General features: G+C 70.8%; 17 protein-coding genes. 12 read left to right on the top strand and 5 right to left on the bottom strand.

The annotated features are described in order from the left end of the window. Window positions 1–1145 (bottom strand): DNA gyrase subunit A (locus QZX79_RS02820; protein ID WP_294564355.1); only part of this gene is annotated, 1145 nt, incomplete at its 3' end. A 97-nt stretch (window positions 1146–1242) separates the two neighbouring features. Here QZX79_RS02820 and QZX79_RS02815 point away from each other — a divergent pair. Genes QZX79_RS02815 through QZX79_RS02800 form a run of 4 tightly spaced genes read left to right on the top strand, consistent with a single transcriptional unit; the run spans window position 1243 to window position 6696 of the window. After that, entirely contained in the window at window positions 1243–4008 is a 2766-nt protein-coding gene (locus QZX79_RS02815) for a bifunctional GNAT family N-acetyltransferase/acetate--CoA ligase family protein (RefSeq protein WP_294564352.1), read from the top strand. A gap of 58 nt (window positions 4009–4066) precedes the next feature. Continuing rightward, complete coding sequence (locus tag QZX79_RS02810) at window positions 4067–4741, top strand: DUF5998 family protein (protein WP_120169602.1); 675 nt, start codon at window positions 4067–4069, stop codon at window positions 4739–4741. A 7-nt stretch (window positions 4742–4748) separates the two neighbouring features. Continuing rightward, window positions 4749–5981, top strand: a complete 1233-nt coding sequence (locus tag QZX79_RS02805) for an alkaline phosphatase family protein (protein ID WP_294564347.1) — start codon at window positions 4749–4751, stop codon at window positions 5979–5981. Continuing rightward, window positions 5974–6696, top strand: coding sequence for a thymidine kinase (locus tag QZX79_RS02800; protein WP_294564341.1), 723 nt, complete (start codon window positions 5974–5976; stop codon window positions 6694–6696). Before QZX79_RS02805 ends, QZX79_RS02800 begins: the two co-directional genes overlap by 8 nt. 186 nt (window positions 6697–6882) lie before the next feature. Here the strand turns inward: QZX79_RS02800 and sepH are convergent, their stop codons facing one another. After that, entirely contained in the window at window positions 6883–8142 is a 1260-nt protein-coding gene (gene sepH / locus QZX79_RS02795) for a septation protein SepH (RefSeq protein WP_294564338.1), read from the bottom strand. A 315-nt stretch (window positions 8143–8457) separates the two neighbouring features. On the opposite strand from sepH, the gene QZX79_RS02790 reads away from it, so the two are divergent. Further along, window positions 8458–8757: a DUF4193 domain-containing protein gene (locus QZX79_RS02790; RefSeq protein ID WP_120169594.1), complete on the top strand. Its 300-nt coding sequence runs from the start codon at window positions 8458–8460 to the stop codon at window positions 8755–8757. 6 nt (window positions 8758–8763) lie between these two features. Here QZX79_RS02790 and QZX79_RS02785 read toward each other — a convergent pair whose 3' ends face one another. Then, a complete protein-coding gene (locus QZX79_RS02785) occupies window positions 8764–9228 on the bottom strand; it encodes a DUF3093 domain-containing protein (RefSeq protein ID WP_294564335.1) in 465 nt (154 codons plus the stop codon). A 285-nt stretch (window positions 9229–9513) separates the two neighbouring features. Here QZX79_RS02785 and dut point away from each other — a divergent pair, with 285 nt between their 5' ends. The 4 genes from dut (at window position 9514) to QZX79_RS02765 (ending at window position 11888) form a co-directional block, all read left to right on the top strand. Then, the gene (gene dut / locus QZX79_RS02780; protein ID WP_294564332.1) at window positions 9514–10008 is read left to right on the top strand and encodes a dUTP diphosphatase; all 495 of its coding nucleotides are present in this window, start codon (window positions 9514–9516) and stop codon (window positions 10006–10008) included. Between the two features lie 79 nt (window positions 10009–10087). Then, window positions 10088–10846, top strand: coding sequence for a DUF3710 domain-containing protein (locus QZX79_RS02775; protein ID WP_294564330.1), 759 nt, complete (start codon window positions 10088–10090; stop codon window positions 10844–10846). Beyond that, window positions 10839–11159, top strand: a complete 321-nt coding sequence (locus tag QZX79_RS02770) for a hypothetical protein (protein ID WP_294564327.1) — start codon at window positions 10839–10841, stop codon at window positions 11157–11159. Before QZX79_RS02775 ends, QZX79_RS02770 begins: the two co-directional genes overlap by 8 nt. Further along, a complete protein-coding gene (locus tag QZX79_RS02765) occupies window positions 11160–11888 on the top strand; it encodes a DUF3159 domain-containing protein (protein ID WP_294564324.1) in 729 nt (242 codons plus the stop codon). It abuts the gene before it with no gap. Here QZX79_RS02765 and QZX79_RS02760 read toward each other — a convergent pair. Beyond that, complete coding sequence (locus QZX79_RS02760) at window positions 11885–12574, bottom strand: TrkA family potassium uptake protein (RefSeq protein WP_120169584.1); 690 nt, start codon at window positions 12572–12574, stop codon at window positions 11885–11887. The two genes, QZX79_RS02765 and QZX79_RS02760, sit on opposite strands and share 4 nt — an antisense overlap. Continuing rightward, window positions 12571–13245, bottom strand: coding sequence for a TrkA family potassium uptake protein (locus tag QZX79_RS02755; protein ID WP_294564314.1), 675 nt, complete (start codon window positions 13243–13245; stop codon window positions 12571–12573). The genes QZX79_RS02760 and QZX79_RS02755 overlap by 4 nt, the downstream gene beginning before the upstream one ends. Before the next feature lie 166 nt (window positions 13246–13411). On the opposite strand from QZX79_RS02755, the gene QZX79_RS02750 reads away from it, so the two are divergent. The 3 genes from QZX79_RS02750 to QZX79_RS02740 all read left to right on the top strand — a co-directional run. Further along, window positions 13412–15421 carry an APC family permease gene (locus QZX79_RS02750; protein ID WP_294564311.1) on the top strand — a complete coding sequence of 670 codons (2010 nt, stop codon included), beginning with the start codon at window positions 13412–13414 and terminating at the stop codon, window positions 15419–15421. A gap of 9 nt (window positions 15422–15430) precedes the next feature. Then, window positions 15431–16747, top strand: coding sequence for a class I SAM-dependent RNA methyltransferase (locus QZX79_RS02745; RefSeq protein ID WP_294564309.1), 1317 nt, complete (start codon window positions 15431–15433; stop codon window positions 16745–16747). Window positions 16748–16828: 81 nt separating this feature from the next. Next, window positions 16829–17043 (top strand): hypothetical protein (locus tag QZX79_RS02740; protein WP_294564306.1); only part of this gene is annotated, 215 nt, incomplete at its 3' end.

Raw genomic sequence — 17043 nt, 5'->3', positions numbered from 1 at the left:
TTCTTGCGGCCCAGCCGGTACGCGGTGCGCCGGCGGACCACGAGGATGCGGTGGTCGACGTACACCTGGAGGAGTTCGAGCAGCCCCAGCGTGCGGGGCTGGCCGTCCACCAGTGCCACGTTGTTGATCCCGAAGGAGTCCTCCATCGGGGTGTGCCGGTAGAGCTGGGCGAGGACGGCGTTGGGGTTGAAGCCGTTCTTCAGCTCGATGACCAGGCGCAGCCCGTGCATGCGGTCGGTCAGATCGACGATGTCGGAGATGCCCTGGAGCTTCTTGGACGTGACCGCGTCCTTGATCCGCTCGATAACCTTCTCGGGACCCACGGTGTAGGGAAGCTCGGTGACGACCAGGCCGGTGCGGCGGGCCGAGAGCTGCTCGATCTCCACCTTCGCCCGGGTCTTGAAGGAGCCCCGCCCGGTGGCGTACGCGTCGCGGACTCCGGCCAGGCCCACGATCTTGCCCCCGCTGGGCAGGTCAGGCCCGGGGATGAAGCGCATCACGTCGTCGAGCCCGGCGTCGGGATGGGCGATCAGGTGGCGGGCCGCGGCGATGACCTCGCCGAGGTTGTGCGGGGCCATATTGGTGGCCATGCCGACGGCGATGCCGTTGGCGCCGTTGACGAGCAGGTTCGGGAACGCCGCGGGCAGGACCTCCGGCTGCATCAGCTGGTTGTCGTAGTTCGGCACGAAGTCGACGACGTCCTCGTCGAGGTGGTCGGTGAGGCTCAGCGCCGGGGCGGCGAGCCGGGCCTCGGTGTACCTCGGGGCGGCGGGGCCGTCATCGAGGGAGCCGAAGTTGCCGTGGCCGTCGATCAGGGGAAGGCGCAGGGAAAAGTCCTGGGCCATGCGGACCATCGCGTCGTAGATTGCCGCGTCGCCGTGCGGGTGCAGCTTGCCCATGACCTCCCCGACGACGCGGGCGGACTTCACGTGGCCGCGGTCGGGGCGCAGGCCCATGTCGGTCATCATGTACAGGATGCGCCGCTGCACCGGCTTCAGGCCGTCGCGGGCGTCGGGGAGCGCGCGCGAGTAGATCACCGAATAGGCGTACTCGAGGAACGAGTCCTGCATTTCGGACTCGACATCGATGTCGATGATGTTCTCGGTGAAGTCTTCGGGCGGAGCTGTTTTTTGGCGCCTGGCCATAGCGGTGGGGGTTCCTCAACTTGGATCTGCGGGCATTTCATGGGCGGGCCCGGACGCGCTACAGACGCGCGCCGACGTTGCCCACTACGCTGAGTCTATGGTGGCCGACGGACATTACCCCGAATATTGGGAAGCCGATGTCGTGCTGCGCGACGGCGGGACGGGCCATCTGCGGCCCATCGCGCCCTCGGATGCGGACGCCGTCCAGGCCTTCCACGGCCGGCAGTCGGAGAACTCGATCTACCTGAGGTTCTTCACCTACAAGGCCACGCTGAGCGCCAAGGAGCTCAAGCGCTTCACCGAGGTGGACCACCACGACCGGGTGGCGTTCGTCATCACCCGGGGCGCGGACATCATCGGGATCGGCCGCTATGACCGGCTGGACGATCCCACCGAGGCGGAGGTCGCGTTCAACGTTTCGGACGCCTACCAGGGCCGCGGGGTCGGCTCGATCCTGCTCGAACACCTCGCCGCGGCAGCCCGGGAGAACGGCATCCGGCGCTTCTCCGCCGAGGTGCTCCCGGAGAACCGCAAGATGATCACTGTTTTCGCCGAGGCCGGCTACGAGGTCGAGCGCCACTTCGATGACGGCGTCGTCGAGCTCCGCTTCGACATCGACGCGACGCGGAAGTCCCGCGCGGTGATGGAGGCACGGGAACACCGGGCGGAGGCCCGCAGCGTGGCGGGCCTGATGAGCCCCGCCTCGGTCGCGGTGATCGGCGCCAGCCGGCGGTGGGGGAGCATCGGCTACGGCCTCCTCGAACACATCACTGAGGGCGGGTTCACCGGCACCGTGTACGCGGTGAACCCCGAGGCCTTCGAACTGGGCGGCGGGGTCTCCTACGCCTCGGTGCGCGAGATCCCCGGCCCGGTGGACCTCGCCGTCATCGCCGTGCCGAAGGACCAGGTGGATCGAGTGGTGGATGAATGCGCCGCCGCCGGCGTCCGCGGCCTGCTGGTGGTCACCTCCGGGTACGCCGAGGACGGCCCGGAGGGCCTGGCCCGGCAGCGCGCCCTGGTGGCCCGGGCCCGGGCGCAGGGAATGCGCGTGGTGGGCCCGGCCTCGCTGGGGATCGTCAACACCGACCCCTCGGTGCGCCTCAACGCCTCGATGGCGCCTGCCCTGCCCCGGCGCGGGGGCCTCGCGCTGTTCAGCCAGTCCGCCGGCCTCGGTGTCCTGCTGTACTCGGCCGCGGCCCGGCGCGGGCTCGGGGTTTCCTCCATCATCTCCGCAGGCAACCGGGCCGACGTCTCCGGCAATGACGCCATGCAGTACTGGGAGGACGACGGCGCCACGTCGGCCGTGGCGCTCTACCTCGAGACAATCGGCAATCCGCGCAAGTTCTCCCGCATCGCCCGGCGGCTCGCGCAGACCAAGCCGGTGATCGTGGCGAAGTCGCCCGTGACGGGCCTGCAGCTGCCGCCCGGGCACGCGGTGCGCACCACGCAGGCCCCGCCGGCCGCCCTCGACGCGATGCTGCGCCAGTCCGGGGTGATCCGGGTGGAAACCACGGAGCAGCTGATGGACGTCGCCTCGATCGTCGCCTCCCAGCCGCTGCCGGCCGGGCCCGGGATCGCCGTCTTCTCGAATTCTGCGGCCCTGGGCAAGGTGCTCGCCGACGCCGTGGCCGCCCAGGGGATGACGGTGGCCGCCGTCGTGGCGGACCTGGACCTCGACGCGGGCCAGTCGGTCGCCCTGCCGGCCCTCGAGGCCGCGGTGGCCGGGGCGCTGGCGCGCCAAGACGTGCATGCGGCGATCGTCACCACGCTTCCGGCATCCGGCCTGCCCGCCGAGACGCTCGCCGCCGTCCTTTCGGCCTGCGGGGAGGCCGCCGGCAAGCCCGTGGTGGCCTCCTTCGCCGGTGAGCTCGACCCGCAGCAACAGCTCGACAGCCTCGTAGGGGCCTCCCCGGCGGACCCGGCGGCCCCGGCGGTTCCGCCGGACCCGGCGGCGCAGGAGGTTCCGCAGGCGGATGAGGCACGGGCGGGAGCGGGGCTGCAGCGTGGACTTCCGGCCTTCGCCAGCCCCGGGGCCGCGGTGGCGGCCCTGGGCGCCGTCGTCGCCTACACCCGCTGGCGCGCCCGGGATCACGGCGAGTTCGCCGAGCTTCCCGGAACGGACGACGACGCGGCCGCCGAGCAGCTCGAGGGGATCCTCGGCCGGGTCAGCGGCGTCGGCCTGACGCGCCTGAGCGCGGAGGAGGGTGCGGCCCTCCTCGGCCACTACGGGATCGATGTGCTGGCCTCGGCCTCGTTCGACTCCGCCGATGAAGCCGTGAAGGCCGCAGACCGGCTCGGCTGGCCGGTGGCGCTGAAGACCACCGACGAGCACCTGAGGCACCGCCTGGACCTCGGCGGGGTGCGCCTGGGCATCGAGGACGCCGAGGCGCTGCGGGCCAATATCGTCGCGATGGAGAAGGCGCTCGCCCCCTTCGGCAGCTTCGGCATGGAGGTGCAGTCGATGGCGCCCTCGGGGCAGGCGTGCACCCTGCGCGCGATCGAGGATCCGCTTCTGGGCCCGGTGCTGTCCTTCGGGCTGGCCGGGGACGCCGTGAACGTGCTCGACGACTGGGCCCACGGCGTTCCGCCCCTGACCACCGTCGACGTGGCCGACCTGGTCCGGGCACCGCGGGCGTCGCGGAAGCTGTTCGGCTACCAGGGCCTGCCCCCGGCCGACATCGCCGCCGTCGAGGACCTCGTGGCGAGGGTGGCCCTGCTCAAGGACAACCACCCCGAGATCGCCCTGCTCGAATTCAACCCCGTACTGGTGGCCACCTCGGGCCTGGCGATCCTCAGCGCCACCATCGACGTCGGCAACCCGCGGCACCGCACCGACAGCGCCCGCCGGGCGATGCGGGACTGACCGGATGCACCCGCCGCCCGGTTAGGCAGAGCGGACGCGGGTAGGGGAAACTGGGAGCATGACCCTTTCGCTCTCCCCGCAGCGTCGTGACCTCGATTCCTCACTTGAGCGCGCGGGCTTCTACCCACGGCTGGTCGCCGACGTCGTCCACGATGCCCTCGACGGCCGGGAGCCGCTCTCCCATGTTGTGCACCTCGAGACCCACTTCGAGCGCACCGAGGTGCACCGCCACATCACCGTGCTGGTCCTCACCGAGGACATGCTGGTCATCACGCACGTCGACGACCAGCAGCTCGACGACGCCGGTGAGCAGGTCACCGCCCAGATCTCCACCGAGTCCGTTCCCGTGAGTCAGATCCGCTCCGTCGTCCTCAGCTACCTCTACGCCCAGCCCCAGGACTACAAGCCCTCCGACCCGGCCCGCGAGATGACCCTCGCCATTGCCTGGTCCGGCGGGCAGCGCCTGGACATGGGCCCGGCCTCCTGCGGGGACCCGCAGTGCGACGCCGACCACGGCTACACCGGCACGATCGCCCAGGAGGACATCGTGCTGCGCGTCAGCGCCGAGGCCGACGGCGTCCAGGCGGTCCAGAACGCGAAGTCGTTCGCCCGCGCGCTGCGCAAGGTGAACACCGCCCCCGTGGGAGGCGGCGCCGTGCTGACCTCCGACGGCGGCGGCCGCCGCCAGCCCGGCTTCGCCGGACGGTTCACCCGGGCCCCCCACGGGCGGTAGAGGGTCCGTGACGAGCCTTTCGACGCACCTCGAACCCCTGCCCGCACCGCCGGCCTACGGCGCCGGCACCGTCGGGGAAGTCCTGACCAGCGCCGCCGCGGCCCTCGGGCTCGGCGGGTTCGACAACGCCCTCGGACTGCCGCCCGCCCGGCGGGCGTGCGTGGTGATGGTCGACGGTCTCGGGCTGTCCCTGCTGAAGAAGCGCGGAGGCCACGCCCCGTTCCTGCGGACGCACCTCGAGGGCGCCCGCACCCTCGGGTCCGCGTTCCCCTCGACCACCGCGGCCTCCCTCGCGAGCCTGGGCACCGGCCTGCCGCCGGGACTGCACGGCATGGTCGGCTACGACGTGCTCGATCCCGCGCAGGACAAGGTGGTCAACATGCTCGGCAACTGGGACGACGGCGTCGACCCGGTCGCCTGGCAGCCCCATCCCACGGTGTTCGAACGCGCCGCCCGCGAGCTTCCGGTCGTCACGGTCAGCCAGTCCCGCTTCGCCGATTCCCCCATGACCCGCGCGGCGCTGCGCGGCGGAGGCTTCCTTGGCGCCGGCACACTCCAGGCACGGGTGCGTGGCGCCGCGGAGAAGCTCGCCAGCGCCGACACCATGCTCATGTACTTCTACCTCAACGACCTCGACAAGGCCGGCCACCGCCACGGCTGCGCCTCAACGGACTGGACGGACCGGCTTGAGGACCTCGACTCGGCCATGAAGTCCCTCGCCCGGCAGATGCCTGCGGACACGCTGCTGCTGCTGACCGCCGACCACGGGATGGTCGACGTCGCCGAGGGCCAGCGCTTCGACTACTCGGCCCGGCCCGCCCTCGTCGACGGGATCGCGCACACCGCCGGGGAACCGCGGATGGTCCACCTCTACTTCGAACCCGGCCTGGACGCCGCCGGCAGGCAGCGGCTGCGCTCGGCCTGGCAGGAGGCCTTCGGACGCCAGGCCTGGATCCTGACCCGCGGGGAGGCGGTGCAGGCCGGCCTGTTCGGGCCCACCGTCGATCCCTCGGTGCTGCCGCGGATCGGAGACCTGCTGGTGGCCGCCCGAGAGCCGATCGCCCTCTTCGACACCCGGCGCACCGCCGCCTCCGCCCTCGAGGTGATCGGCCAGCACGGGTCAATGACGCGTGCCGAGCGCGAGGTGCCGCTGCTGACGCTGCGCCGGCCCGAACCCGTCCGGAAGGTCCCCGCACGGCGGGGCACGAAGCCCACCCCCGAAAGGCCGAACCATGGCTGAACTTCTGTTTTTCTGCGGCACGATGGACTCCGGAAAATCGACGCTTGCGCTGCAGATGGAGCACAACCACCGCGCCCGCGGCCGGAAGGGCGTGCTGTTCAGCTCCCATGACCGGGCGGGCGAGTCGATGATTTCAAGCCGGCTCGGGCTGCGGACCCGCGCCGTCGAGGTGCACCCCGACACCGACTTCTGGAGCGAGGTGACCGGCCGGCTCACGCAGGGCGGCCGGGTGGACTACCTCATCTGCGACGAAGCCCAGTTCTACACCGCGGGCCAGATCGACCAGCTGGCACGCATCGCCGACGACATGGACATCGACGTCTTCGCCTTCGGCATCACCTCGGATTTCAAGACGAGGCTCTTTCCCGGTTCCCAGCGGCTCGTGGAGCTTGCTGACCGCATCCAGGTGCTCCAGGTCGAGGCCCTGTGCTGGTGCGGGAAGCGCGCCACCCACAACGCGCGCATCGTGGACGGCACCATGGTCGTGGAGGGGGACCAGATGGTCGTCGGCGACGTCGAGGCGGCGGCCGATCCCGATACCGTCGGGGAGACGCCCCGGTCCGCCGGTGCGGCGGAGCCGGTCACCGAGTACGAGACGCTGTGCCGCAGGCACCACATGCGCCGGCAGACCTCGCGCGCCTCGAACGCGCTGGTGGGCAACGAACTGCCCCTGCCGTTCGAGCCGGCCCCGGAGGCGGAGCCGGCAACGCTCTGAGGCGCCGGCGGGAATTCGGGACCCGCAGGGCTTTTACGAACCGGGGCATCCCGGGAGCCGGGGGCTGGGAAACCGAAGGCTGGGAAACCGCCGGGCTCTCGCGGAGCCGACGGGGTCTGAGCGAAAGACCGGGTCCTGGAACCCCTAAACCCCTACCGCACGCCGCTGGGGGCGAACCGGGTCCTGCTAGTCGCCCTTGGTGCCGAAGACGATCTGGTCCCAGCTGGGCACGCTTGAGCGCTTGGGCTTGATGCGCCGGTCCGCCGGCTCCTCGGCCTTGGCCGCTGCACCGCCGTCCCTGCCCTTATCGCCGGACTGCTCCCGGCGGTCGCCCGGGCCGGCCTCGGCGGGCGTCCCGGAAGCCTCGGAGGTGTCCTTACCCCGGGATTCGGGTGCGCCATCTTCGTCGGCGGCGCGGACCGGCACGGCGAAGATGCTGATCTCGCGGGTCTCGGTGCTGACCCCGTGGTAGAGCCGGGGCGAGCCGTCGGCGTGGAGGTCGGGGTCCTCTCCGCCCTCCCGGGGCGCGGGAGCGAGGCTCAGTCCCGGGGGCAGCGAGCCGTCCTCGGCCTCGAAGCCGTCGCGGGGGTGCGCTGCGGGAATGCTTCCCTTGGTCAGCAGTTCGGCGAGGTTGTCATCGCTGTCCTCATCGGCCCCGAGCCGCTGGCCTCGACGCGAACGCAGGACATCGAGCAAGCCGTCGGCGTCGTCATGGGTCTCGACGGGGGGCTCCTCGGCCTTCTCGGCCTCGAAGTCGAAGACCCGGTCGGCGACCGCGCTGAGCCGGCGGTTGGGGAGCGGCCCGTCGAGCGGCTCGAGTTCGCTCAGCAGCTGCGCCCACCGGTTGGAGTTAACGACGGTCTTGCGGGAGGGGTTGAACGTCCACTGCGCTGGCGGTTCCTCGCCGACGTTAACGGCCGAGCTTTCGGGGAGGTCGAAGCGGGCCACGACCGTCCAGGCGCCGTCGGTGCGCCGCCAGGAGTCCCATTCGATGTTCGCGGCGTCGACCCCGTAGGCCTCGAGCCGGAACGCGACCATTTCACCGAGCTGGGCCGGGTTGTCGCCGAAGGCGGAGCGGTAGCCGTCGTGGGACGGAAGGGGCGCCGCGACCTCGACGCGCTGGGCGAGGTAGGCCATGTAGTCGCGCTCGGCGCGCACGGGACCCTCGTACCGCAGGATGTGGGAGAGTTCGAGCCCCGACTCCTCGGCGATCCCCTGCGCCGTCGCACCGCTGCGGATGCGGGCCTGGATGTCCCGCGGCGTCAGGTGGGTCGATGGGCCGGTCCGGCCGGTCGGCGAGGGCGGGGCGGCCGGAGCGACCCGCGTCGACTGCCGGGACGCTGCCGCTCGAAGGGCTTCGTCGATCGGCAGACGAAACGTGGCTCCTCCGTCGCCGCTTAACAGCAGATGATCGCCATCCACACCAACCAGGCGCAGCTCCTGCATTAAAATCCTCCAGCCGACAGTAATTACTAGTCGAAACTCTGCCACTGAATGCCCGTCATTCCTACTACACCCCGTGGTGTGGCGCGGTTTCTTGGCCTGCGGCGGCTCGACGGCGGACGGCAGCCGCCCGACCCCGCGGGCACTCCGGCCGACACGGTGCGCGCCGCGCCGACACGGCGTGCACCGGGCGGCGGCCCCGGGACCGCCCCGATGAGGCAGAATGCACTGGTAAAAGTCCCGCACACCGGGGCCGAGCCGGGGCTTTCCGGACCGGCCCGGCAGCTGCCTCAAAGACCGGAGCGTGAAGGAAACACCATGGCGACCGACTACGACGCGTCGAGCACCACCGATGAAGTAACAGCCGCCGAGCCGATCGAGGAACTGCGCACCACGGCCGCCGCCGTGCAGTCGCCGGTGGTCGACGAGGATGAGACCGAGGCAGCCGATTCCTTCGAACTTCCCGGGGCCGACCTCTCACATGAGGAACTCACCGTTCAGATCCTGCCCGCGCAGGCCGACGAGTTCACCTGTTCCTCATGCTTCCTGGTCCGCCACCGCTCCCAGATCGCGCGCGAGAAGAACGGTCTGCTGTTCTGCAGTGAGTGCGAAGGCTGAGCCGGCTCAGCCCTGGAGGGCCGCGGTGAGCTGCTCGGGCCTGCGGGTTGAGGCGAGCCAGTACGGGGTGCGGTCCTCGGGGTCGGTGACCTCGATCCGGACCACGGGGGAGATCCAGCCCCGGATGCAGAGGTAGGCCAGGCCGTTGAGGGCGGTGCCGCGCTGCTCGGTCGCCTCATCGCCGGTGTAGGCCGACACCGCGCCCAGGTAGCGGCGCTCGATCGTCGCCCGGCCGACCGTGAGGGTCGTGGGCGTGACCACGATCCGCGGGGTGGAAAGGACAAGCAGGGTCACCAAAACCAGTGCGATCACCGCTGCCGCGGCGAACCCGATGAACACATCGATGGGGGCAAAGGTCACGATCGACGCCGCGGCGGCGGCCAGCACCAGCAGCCAGACCCAGAGTGATGGCCACAGCCGCTCGGAATAGATGACGGTGTCCTCCACGGACCCTTCTGCGGCTTTCGACATGCTCTAACACTTACACCTTTTGCCGAGAGGATTCATCCCGGCAGCGGGCCATCACCGGCTGCCCGAGGCGCTAAAGTGGTGTGCTGGGGCAGCAGCAGCGGTGGAAGATCAGCCCGGGCATGGCGGCCCGCCCTGCCCGCCGCGGAGTCCACCCGCGGCACCCCCGCCAAAACCACCGCAGCGACAGAAACACCAGTTCAGGTTCACCGAACGACCGAGTTCACCGAACGTCCCACCGCTGCCGGCGCTGCCGGCACCGGTGCACACCAGAGGTTGGAGAAACCCGTGCCAGACCCGCAGCAGGACCTGCAGGTGCAGATCGTGATGCTCGACGACGCCCTCGAACCGCCCGCCTACGCCAAGCCGGGGGACGCCGGCGCGGACCTGCGCAGCCGGATCGACGTATCGCTCGCGCCGGGCGAGCGCCGGCTGGTGCCCACCGGGGTGTCCATCGCCCTGCCCGCCGGTTACGCAGGCTTCGTCCACCCCCGCTCCGGCCTGGCGGCCCGGCACGGGCTGTCCGTCGTCAACGCCCCCGGCACCATCGACGCCGGCTACCGCGGTGAGGTCCAGGTCATCCTGCTGAACACCGACCGCTCCGAAACAGTGAACCTGGCGCGCGGCGACCGGGTGGCGCAGCTCGTGATCCAGCGGGTCGAGCAGGCGTCCTTCGTGCAGGTCCAGGAACTGCCCGAATCGGTGCGCGGCGCGGGCGGCTTCGGCTCGACCGGTGGCTTCACCCCGGTGCCGGAGGCGCACAACCCCGCCACCGGCGGCTGAGCCGCCCCTCCACCAGACCGGGCGCTTCGCCGTCCGGAACCGAACACCACGTCGACAGATCGAGGAGAGGAACCCACAAATGGTTTTTGGGCGCCTGAAGAAGAAGAAGCAGGACGACGGTTCGACGGAGCCCCAGGGCACCGACGCAGCAGACACCGGCGGAACCGAGACCGAAGCCGCCGACCCCGCGGCGCCGGAGGAGGCGACCCCCGAGGCACAGCGGCGTGAACTCGGTCCCTTCGATTCGGCCGAGAAGGCCTCGACCGAGGGCTACATCGATCTCGGGGCGCTGAAGATCGGTGCCGCCGAAGGACTTCAGCTGCGCCTCGAGGTGGAAGAGCGCACCAAGCGGGTCATCGCCGTCACCCTCGACCTCGGCGGCTCGACCCTGCAGCTCCAGGCCTTCGCCGCACCGCGCTCCGAGGGCGTCTGGGACGAAATCCGCCAGCAGATCGGCCTCTCCGTGGGGTCCCAGGGCGGCACGGTGCAGGAACGGCAGGGCACCTTCGGCACCGAACTGATCGCCCAGCTGCCCGCCCCGCTGCCCGACGGAACCTCCGGCGTCCGCGTGGCCCGGTTCGTGGGCGTGGACGGGCCGCGCTGGTTCCTGCGCGGCGTCTTCGGCGGACCGGCGGCCCTCAACGCGGCCGCGGCCGCGCCGGTGGAGGCCCTCTTCCGCAACGTCGTCGTCGTCCGCGGCGACCACCCGCTTCCCCCGCGCGAGCTCCTGCCGCTGCGCCTGCCCAAGGACGCGTCCCCCACCCCGAACCCCGCGGCGCCGGCGCGGCCAGGACTCACCGCGCCCCAGCGCGGTCCCGAGATCACCGAGATTGGCTGACACCGGCCGGTCCCTGCCCCCGGCGGGCGGGAACGCCCGCGGAGCCCGCGGGCGGCTGCGCGGGCGCGGGCTGATCGACTCCGTCACCTACCAGCCGAAGAACGCGCCGCCGCGTTTCTCCGCCATCGTGAGGGTCGACGCCGGGCCCCTGCCCGGGACCCGGGTGCGCCTTGTGTGGATGGGCCAGCGTGAAGTGCGCGGCATCGAAGCCGGCGTCGAACTGGCCTTCGAAGGCATGGCGAGCCAGGTCGAGGGCATGCTGACCGTATACAACCCGCGCTATGAAATTATTGGACGGCCCGAGGAGCCCTGAGTGAACCAGAACCCGAAGCAGGACCAGCACGGCGACGCCCAGGACCGGCCACGGCCGGAGGACCTTGCGTCCCAGTACGCGGCGCGGGCGGGCGTGAAGCGAACGGCCCACGGCAGCATCGACGTCCTCTCCTCCGTGGGCGGGGTGCAGGGACTCTCCGAGAGCATCGTGCCGGGACTGGTGTTCACCGTGCTGTTCACGATCACGCGGGACCTGATGGTGTCCCTGGTGGCCGCCCTCGCCGCCGCCGCGGTCTTCTCGGTGATCCGGCTGGTGTCCCGCCGGCCCCTCACCCAGGCCCTCTCGGGGCTCATCGGCGTGGCGTTCTGCGCCATCGTTGCCCTGCGGACCGGCAACGCCGAAGACTTCTTCCTGCCGGGTTTCTACATCAACGCCGCGTACATCGCCGCCATGGCCCTCTCAATCGCCGTACGCTGGCCGATCGCAGGCGTCCTGTTCGGCTTCATCCGGTCCGAGGGCACCGAATGGCGGAAGGACCCCCTGCGCGTGAGGGCCTACTCGCTGGCGACGTGGATCATCATCTCCGTGCTCGCGCTGCGCCTGGCCGTCCAGCTGCCGCTCTACCTGGCCGGTAATGTCGCCGCCCTCGGCACGCTGCGCGTCGCGATGGGGCTGCCGCTGTACGCGCTGGGGTTGTGGATCGCGTGGCTGGTGTCCCGGCCGGCCGCACCGAAAACCCCCGCCCCGCAGTCCGGCCCCGCCCGCTAGGCCGAGGCCGGGTCCGCCTCCGGCCGGCTGCGCGCCGCCAGGGCGCTCCGCAGGTCGTTCTCCGCCGCCACCGCTGCCAGGAAGAACAGTTCGTCGCCCTCCTCCACGGTGTCGTCCGGGCTCGGCGTGACGGGCACGTCGTCACGCAGGATCGCCACCACCGCACAGTCGAGCGGGAGCTCGACCGAGCTCAGGGGCTGCCCGACCAGGGGGGAATCCTGGGGCACCGTGAACTCGAGGATCGAGGAGACCCCGGTCTGCAGGGTGAGCAGGCGCACCAGGTCGCCGATCTCCACCGCCTCCTCGACGAGCGCGGTCATCAGGCGCGGCGTGTTCACCGCGACGTCGACGCCCCAGGAATCGTCGAACATCCAGTCGTTCTTCGGGTTGTTCACCCGGCCCACGGTGCGGCCCACACCGAATTCGCTCTTGGCCAGCAGCGAGACCACGAGGTTGACCTTGTCGTCCCCGGTGGCGGAGACGACGACGTCGGCCTCGTCGAGCCGTGCGTCCTTGAGCGTCGTCAGCTCGCAGGCATCCCCGATAAGCCATTTGGCACCCTTGAGCCCGCTGCGCCCGATCACCTCGGGCTTTTCGTCGATCAGGAGGATCTCATGGTTGTTCGACAGCAGTTCGCGCGCGATCGAGGACCCGACGCTTCCCGCTCCGGCAATGACAACTCTCATTCGGCATTCTCCTTGGGTGGACTTGCGAGAATCCGCCCTATTTCATCGGTCGCGGTTGTCTTCATCATGGCGTGAACGATGTCGCCCTGCTGGTAGCTGGTCTCATCCGTGGGCAGCATCCCCTCGCCGAACCGCGTCAGGTAGGCGATGCGCACCCCGCCGGCGGCCTCGATGTCCTTGAGCGGACGGCCCAGCCAGGCGTCATTGAGTGAGAGTTCGCCCAGGATCAGGCGCCCGGAGGTTTCCCGGTAGTCCCCGTCGATACTCTGCTCCGGCAGGATCCGCCGCAGCACCTGGTCGGCGCTCCAGCGGACGGCGGCCACCGTGGGGATGCCGAGCCGCTGGTAGATCTCGGCCCGGCCGGGGTCGTAGATCCGGGCCACCACGTGGCGCACGTGGAAGGTCTCCCGGGCCACCCGGGTCGCCAGGATGTTCGAGTTGTCTCCGCTTGAGACGGCCGCGAAGGCGTAGGCGTTCTCGATGTCGGCATGCTTGAGGGTGTCCCGGTCGAACCCGACCCCGGTGACCTTCCGGCAGCCGAAGGAGGCCCGCAGGCGCCGGAACGCCCGGTCATCCTGGTCGATAATGGCCACGCTGTGGCCCGACTCGTCGAGGGTGTGGGCGAGGCTGACCCCCACCCTGCCGCATCCCATGATCACAAAATGAGCCATCGAGGGCACCCCTGTCTCCTGCTGCGCCCGGTGGCATTCCGGGCTGCTTACCGGCTCAATCCGGTCGTTGTCCGGATCTCGTCCGGAGGCGCTCGGCGGCCGGTGCTCAGGCGGCGGCTTGCACAGCCGCAGACCGCAGCGCCGGCTGCCGTAGGTCTCCAGCCTAATGGCTTCGGCGGGGCATAAACGCGCTAGTCTGGGGGCCGTGCTGACTTTCTTCGGGGCCGCCAAGCGGGTGCTGGTGGGCAAGCCTTTCCGCAGTGACAGGCGCAGGCGCCAGACCCTGCCCCAGCGGTGGGCTATGCCCACCTTCTCAGCCAACGCGTTGTCCTCGGTGGCCTACGCTCCCGATGAGATCATCCTGACGCTGGCCCTCGCCGGCGTGGCCGCCGTCGTGCTCGCCCCCTGGGTGGGCCTCGCCGTGATCGCCGTGCTGCTCGTGGTCATCGCCTCCTACCGCCAGGCCCTGCGCGCCTATCCCACCGGTGGAGGCGACTATGAGATCGCCCGCCGGAACTTCGGCGGACAGGCCGGTGCCCTGGTCGCCTCGGCCCTGATGGTCGATTACGTCCTGACGGTGGCCGTCTCGGTGTCCGCGGCGGCCCAGTACGCCGTCGAGCTGGCACCCGGTGCGGCGCCGATGCGCACCGGCGTCGCCGTCGCCGGGGTGGCGGGGCTCGTCCTGCTGAACCTGCGCGGCGTCACGCGCGGGGCTCGCCTCACCGGCATTCCCACCTACCTGTTCACCGCGGTGGTGCTCGGAATGTGCGCCGTGGGTGTGTTCCAGAGCGCCGCCGGGACCCTCCGCGAGGCCCCGAGCGCGGGCTTTGAGATCGTGCCCGACGCCGCCTTCGATGCCGGGCTGGTGGGGCTTGGGGGCGCGCTGCTGATCCTGCGCGCGTTCTCCGCCGGCGCGGCGGCGCTGACCGGCATCGAGGCCCCGGCCGCCAACGTGCCCAGCTTCGAGGCGCCCCGGGCACGCAATGCCGCCACCACCCTGGTGGTCCTGGGGGCCGTGGCGTCCCTGATGATGGCCGGGGTGATCTACCTGGCCAACGCCGCGGAGGTCCGGGTGGTGCTCGACCCCGCGAACCAGCTGCTCATCGACGGCCGCCCGGTGGGGGAGGACTACCTCCAGAGTCCGGTGCTCAGCCAGCTTGCGGCGGCGGTCTTCAACGATGCGACCCTCCCGTTCTTCCTCGTGGTGGGCGCCACCGTCCTTGTGCTCCTGCTGGCCGGGCACGCCGCCTTCAACGGGTTCCCCCTGCTCGCCTCCCGGCTCGCCGGTGACGGCTACCTGCCGCGGCAGCTGAGGACCCGCGGTGACCGGCTGACCTACAGCAACGGCATCCTCGCGCTGGGCCTCGGCGCGGCCGCCCTGATCCTGCTGTTCGGCGCCGACGTCACCCAGCTCGTCCAGCTCTACATCGTCGGGGTGTTCGTCTCCTTCACCGCCAGCCAGCTCGGGCTGATCACCCACTGGACCCGTGAGCTGCGCAGCACCGCCGACCGGCAGGCCCGGTGGCGCATGCGCAAGTCCCGGGCGATCAACACGGCCGGGTTTCTCCTGACTGCGGCGGTGCTCGTGGTGATCCTGGTGACCAAGTTCGAGTACGGCGCCTGGATCGCGGTCCTCGCCATGGCGGTGCTCTTCGCGATCATGCGCAGCATCAAGAGCCACTACGACAGCGTGGCGTCCGAGCTGGCCATTGACGACGCCGACAACCTGCGCGCCCTGCCGGCCCGGGTCCACGCCGTCCTGCTCGTTTCGCACCTGCGCAAGCCGGTGCTGCGGGCGCTGGCCTTCGCCCGCGCGTCGCGGCCCTCACGGCTCGAGGCCATCATCGTCGATGTGGACGCCGAGCAGACCCGGCGTACGCTTGAGGACTGGGAAAGACTGGAGCTGCCCGTTCCGATCACCGTGCTCGCCGCACCGTACCGGGACACCATCACGCCGATCCTCGACTACATCGCCACCATCCGCAGTGAGTCGCCCCGGGACCTGATCGTGGTGTACATCCCCGAGTACGTGGTGGGGAAGTGGTGGGAGCAGCTCGTGCACAACCAGACAGCCCTGCGCATCAAGGCCCGCCTCCACTTCGTCCCCGGAGTGATGGTGGCCAGCGTCCCCTGGCAGCTGGCATCCGCCAAGGCCGACCAAGAAACCAAGATCTGAAGTGAGCAAGTGACAAACGAATCGACAGTCGTCGAGCTGACCATCGAGCGCCCGGCCCACGGCGGGCACACCGTCGCCCGGCATGAAGGGCGGGTCGTGTTCGTGCGGCACGCCCTGCAGGGGGAGAGGGTGAGGGTCCGCCTCACCGAGCAGGAGCCGGACGCAAGCTTCTGGCGCGGTGACACGGTGGAGGTCCTCGAGGCCTCACCCCACCGGGTGACCCACCCGTGGCCGCAGGCCGACGCGCTCGCCGCCGCCGCACAGGGCGCCGCGCCGGTCGGCGGAGCCGAATTCGGCCACATCCGGATCGAGGAGCAGCGCCGGGTCAAGGCGCAGATCTTCGCCGAGCAGCTGACCCGGATCGCCCGCACCGAGCGGGACGTCACCGTTGAGGCTGCGCCCGGGGAAACCCCCGACGGGCTGGGCTGGCGCACCCGGGCGGCCTTCGCCGTCACCGGCAACGGACGCCTTGCCATGCACGTGCACCGCTCGGACGCGCTCGTTCCGGTCACGGACATGCCGCTGGCCGTGGACGCGGTGAACGCCCTGCGGCTGTGGGACCTGGACTTTTCGGGGATGCAGCGGGTCGACGTCGCCGTCGGATCCGGCGGCGGGGATCCCCTCGTGCTGCTCATCCCCGCCGAGGGCACGGCGCCGCGCCGGGCCGGGGCCATCGCGGCCCAGATTGCGGGGGCGTCGGTGGCGGTCCTCGACGCCGCAACCGGCGACGTGCACCGGATCAAGGGCCGGACCTGGCTGCAGGAGCAGGTCGGCCCGCACCCCTACCGTGTCACCGGGGCCGGGTTCTGGCAGATCCACCGCGAGGGGCCCCAGGTGCTGACCGGCGCCGTGCTTGAGGGGCTGCAGGTCGCCGAGGGCGAGCACGCCGCCGACCTCTACGCCGGGGCCGGGCTCTTCACCGTGCCGCTCGCCTCCGCCGTCGGCGCCAAGGGCTCGGTGCTGTCCGTCGAAGGCTCGGCCGGTACCAGCCGGGACGCCCGCCGCAACCTCCACGGCCAGGACCACGTAAGCATCGTCCAGGGCCGCGTGGACAGGGTGCTTTCCTCCCACGACCGCCCGCTCGACGTCGTGCTCCTCGACCCGCCCCGGGCCGGGGCCGGCAAGAAGGTCGTCGGCCAGATTCTGGACGCCGCGCCGCGGCGGGTCGGCTACGTTTCCTGCGACCCCGCCTCCTTCGCCCGCGACCTCGGCCTCTTCCAGGCCCGCGGGTGGACCCTCGACACCCTGCGGGTCTTCGACCTGTACCCGCACACGCACCACATGGAATCCTTCGCACTGCTTTCCCCGCCACGGGGTGCGGCGTGAGAAGCCGCGGCTAGAATCTGAGGCATCGGTTCCGGACGCGGACCCCGCCCCGGACCCCTCCAGCGGTGGAAGGACTCGGCCATGGGCGCTGCCAACAGCTTTGGTTCACGGGGTGTGCTTGAGGTTTCCGGTGCCTCGTATGAGATTTTCCGGTTGAACGCGGTGGAGGGGGCCGGGAGGCTGCCGTTCAGCCTGAAGGTGCTGCTGGAGAATCTGCTGCGCACCGAGGACGGGGCGAACATCACCGCCGATCATGTGCGGGCCCTGGCCGGGTGGAACCCGGAGGCGGAGCCGGA

This window comes from uncultured Arthrobacter sp. (genome assembly GCF_902805515.1).
Taxonomy (GTDB): Bacteria; Actinomycetota; Actinomycetes; order Actinomycetales; family Micrococcaceae; genus Arthrobacter_D.
The sequence above is the reverse complement of the archived record's forward strand: the minus strand, read 5'-3'. Positions and strand labels throughout refer to the sequence as shown.

Excerpts from the sequence above, each read along its gene's own strand:
- QZX79_RS02815 (WP_294564352.1), top strand. The coding sequence starts at position 1,243 with ATGGTGGCCGACGGACATTACCCCGAATATTGGGAAGCCGATGTCGTG.
- QZX79_RS02810 (WP_120169602.1), top strand. The coding sequence starts at position 4,067 with ATGACCCTTTCGCTCTCCCCGCAGCGTCGTGACCTCGATTCCTCACTT.
- QZX79_RS02800 (WP_294564341.1), top strand. The coding sequence starts at position 5,974 with ATGGCTGAACTTCTGTTTTTCTGCGGCACGATGGACTCCGGAAAATCG.
- sepH (WP_294564338.1), bottom strand. The coding sequence starts at position 8,142 with ATGCAGGAGCTGCGCCTGGTTGGTGTGGATGGCGATCATCTGCTGTTA.
- QZX79_RS02790 (WP_120169594.1), top strand. The coding sequence starts at position 8,458 with ATGGCGACCGACTACGACGCGTCGAGCACCACCGATGAAGTAACAGCC.
- QZX79_RS02785 (WP_294564335.1), bottom strand. The coding sequence starts at position 9,228 with ATGTCGAAAGCCGCAGAAGGGTCCGTGGAGGACACCGTCATCTATTCC.
- QZX79_RS02775 (WP_294564330.1), top strand. The coding sequence starts at position 10,088 with ATGGTTTTTGGGCGCCTGAAGAAGAAGAAGCAGGACGACGGTTCGACG.
- QZX79_RS02760 (WP_120169584.1), bottom strand. The coding sequence starts at position 12,574 with ATGAGAGTTGTCATTGCCGGAGCGGGAAGCGTCGGGTCCTCGATCGCG.
- QZX79_RS02755 (WP_294564314.1), bottom strand. The coding sequence starts at position 13,245 with ATGGCTCATTTTGTGATCATGGGATGCGGCAGGGTGGGGGTCAGCCTC.
- QZX79_RS02750 (WP_294564311.1), top strand. The coding sequence starts at position 13,412 with ATGGCTTCGGCGGGGCATAAACGCGCTAGTCTGGGGGCCGTGCTGACT.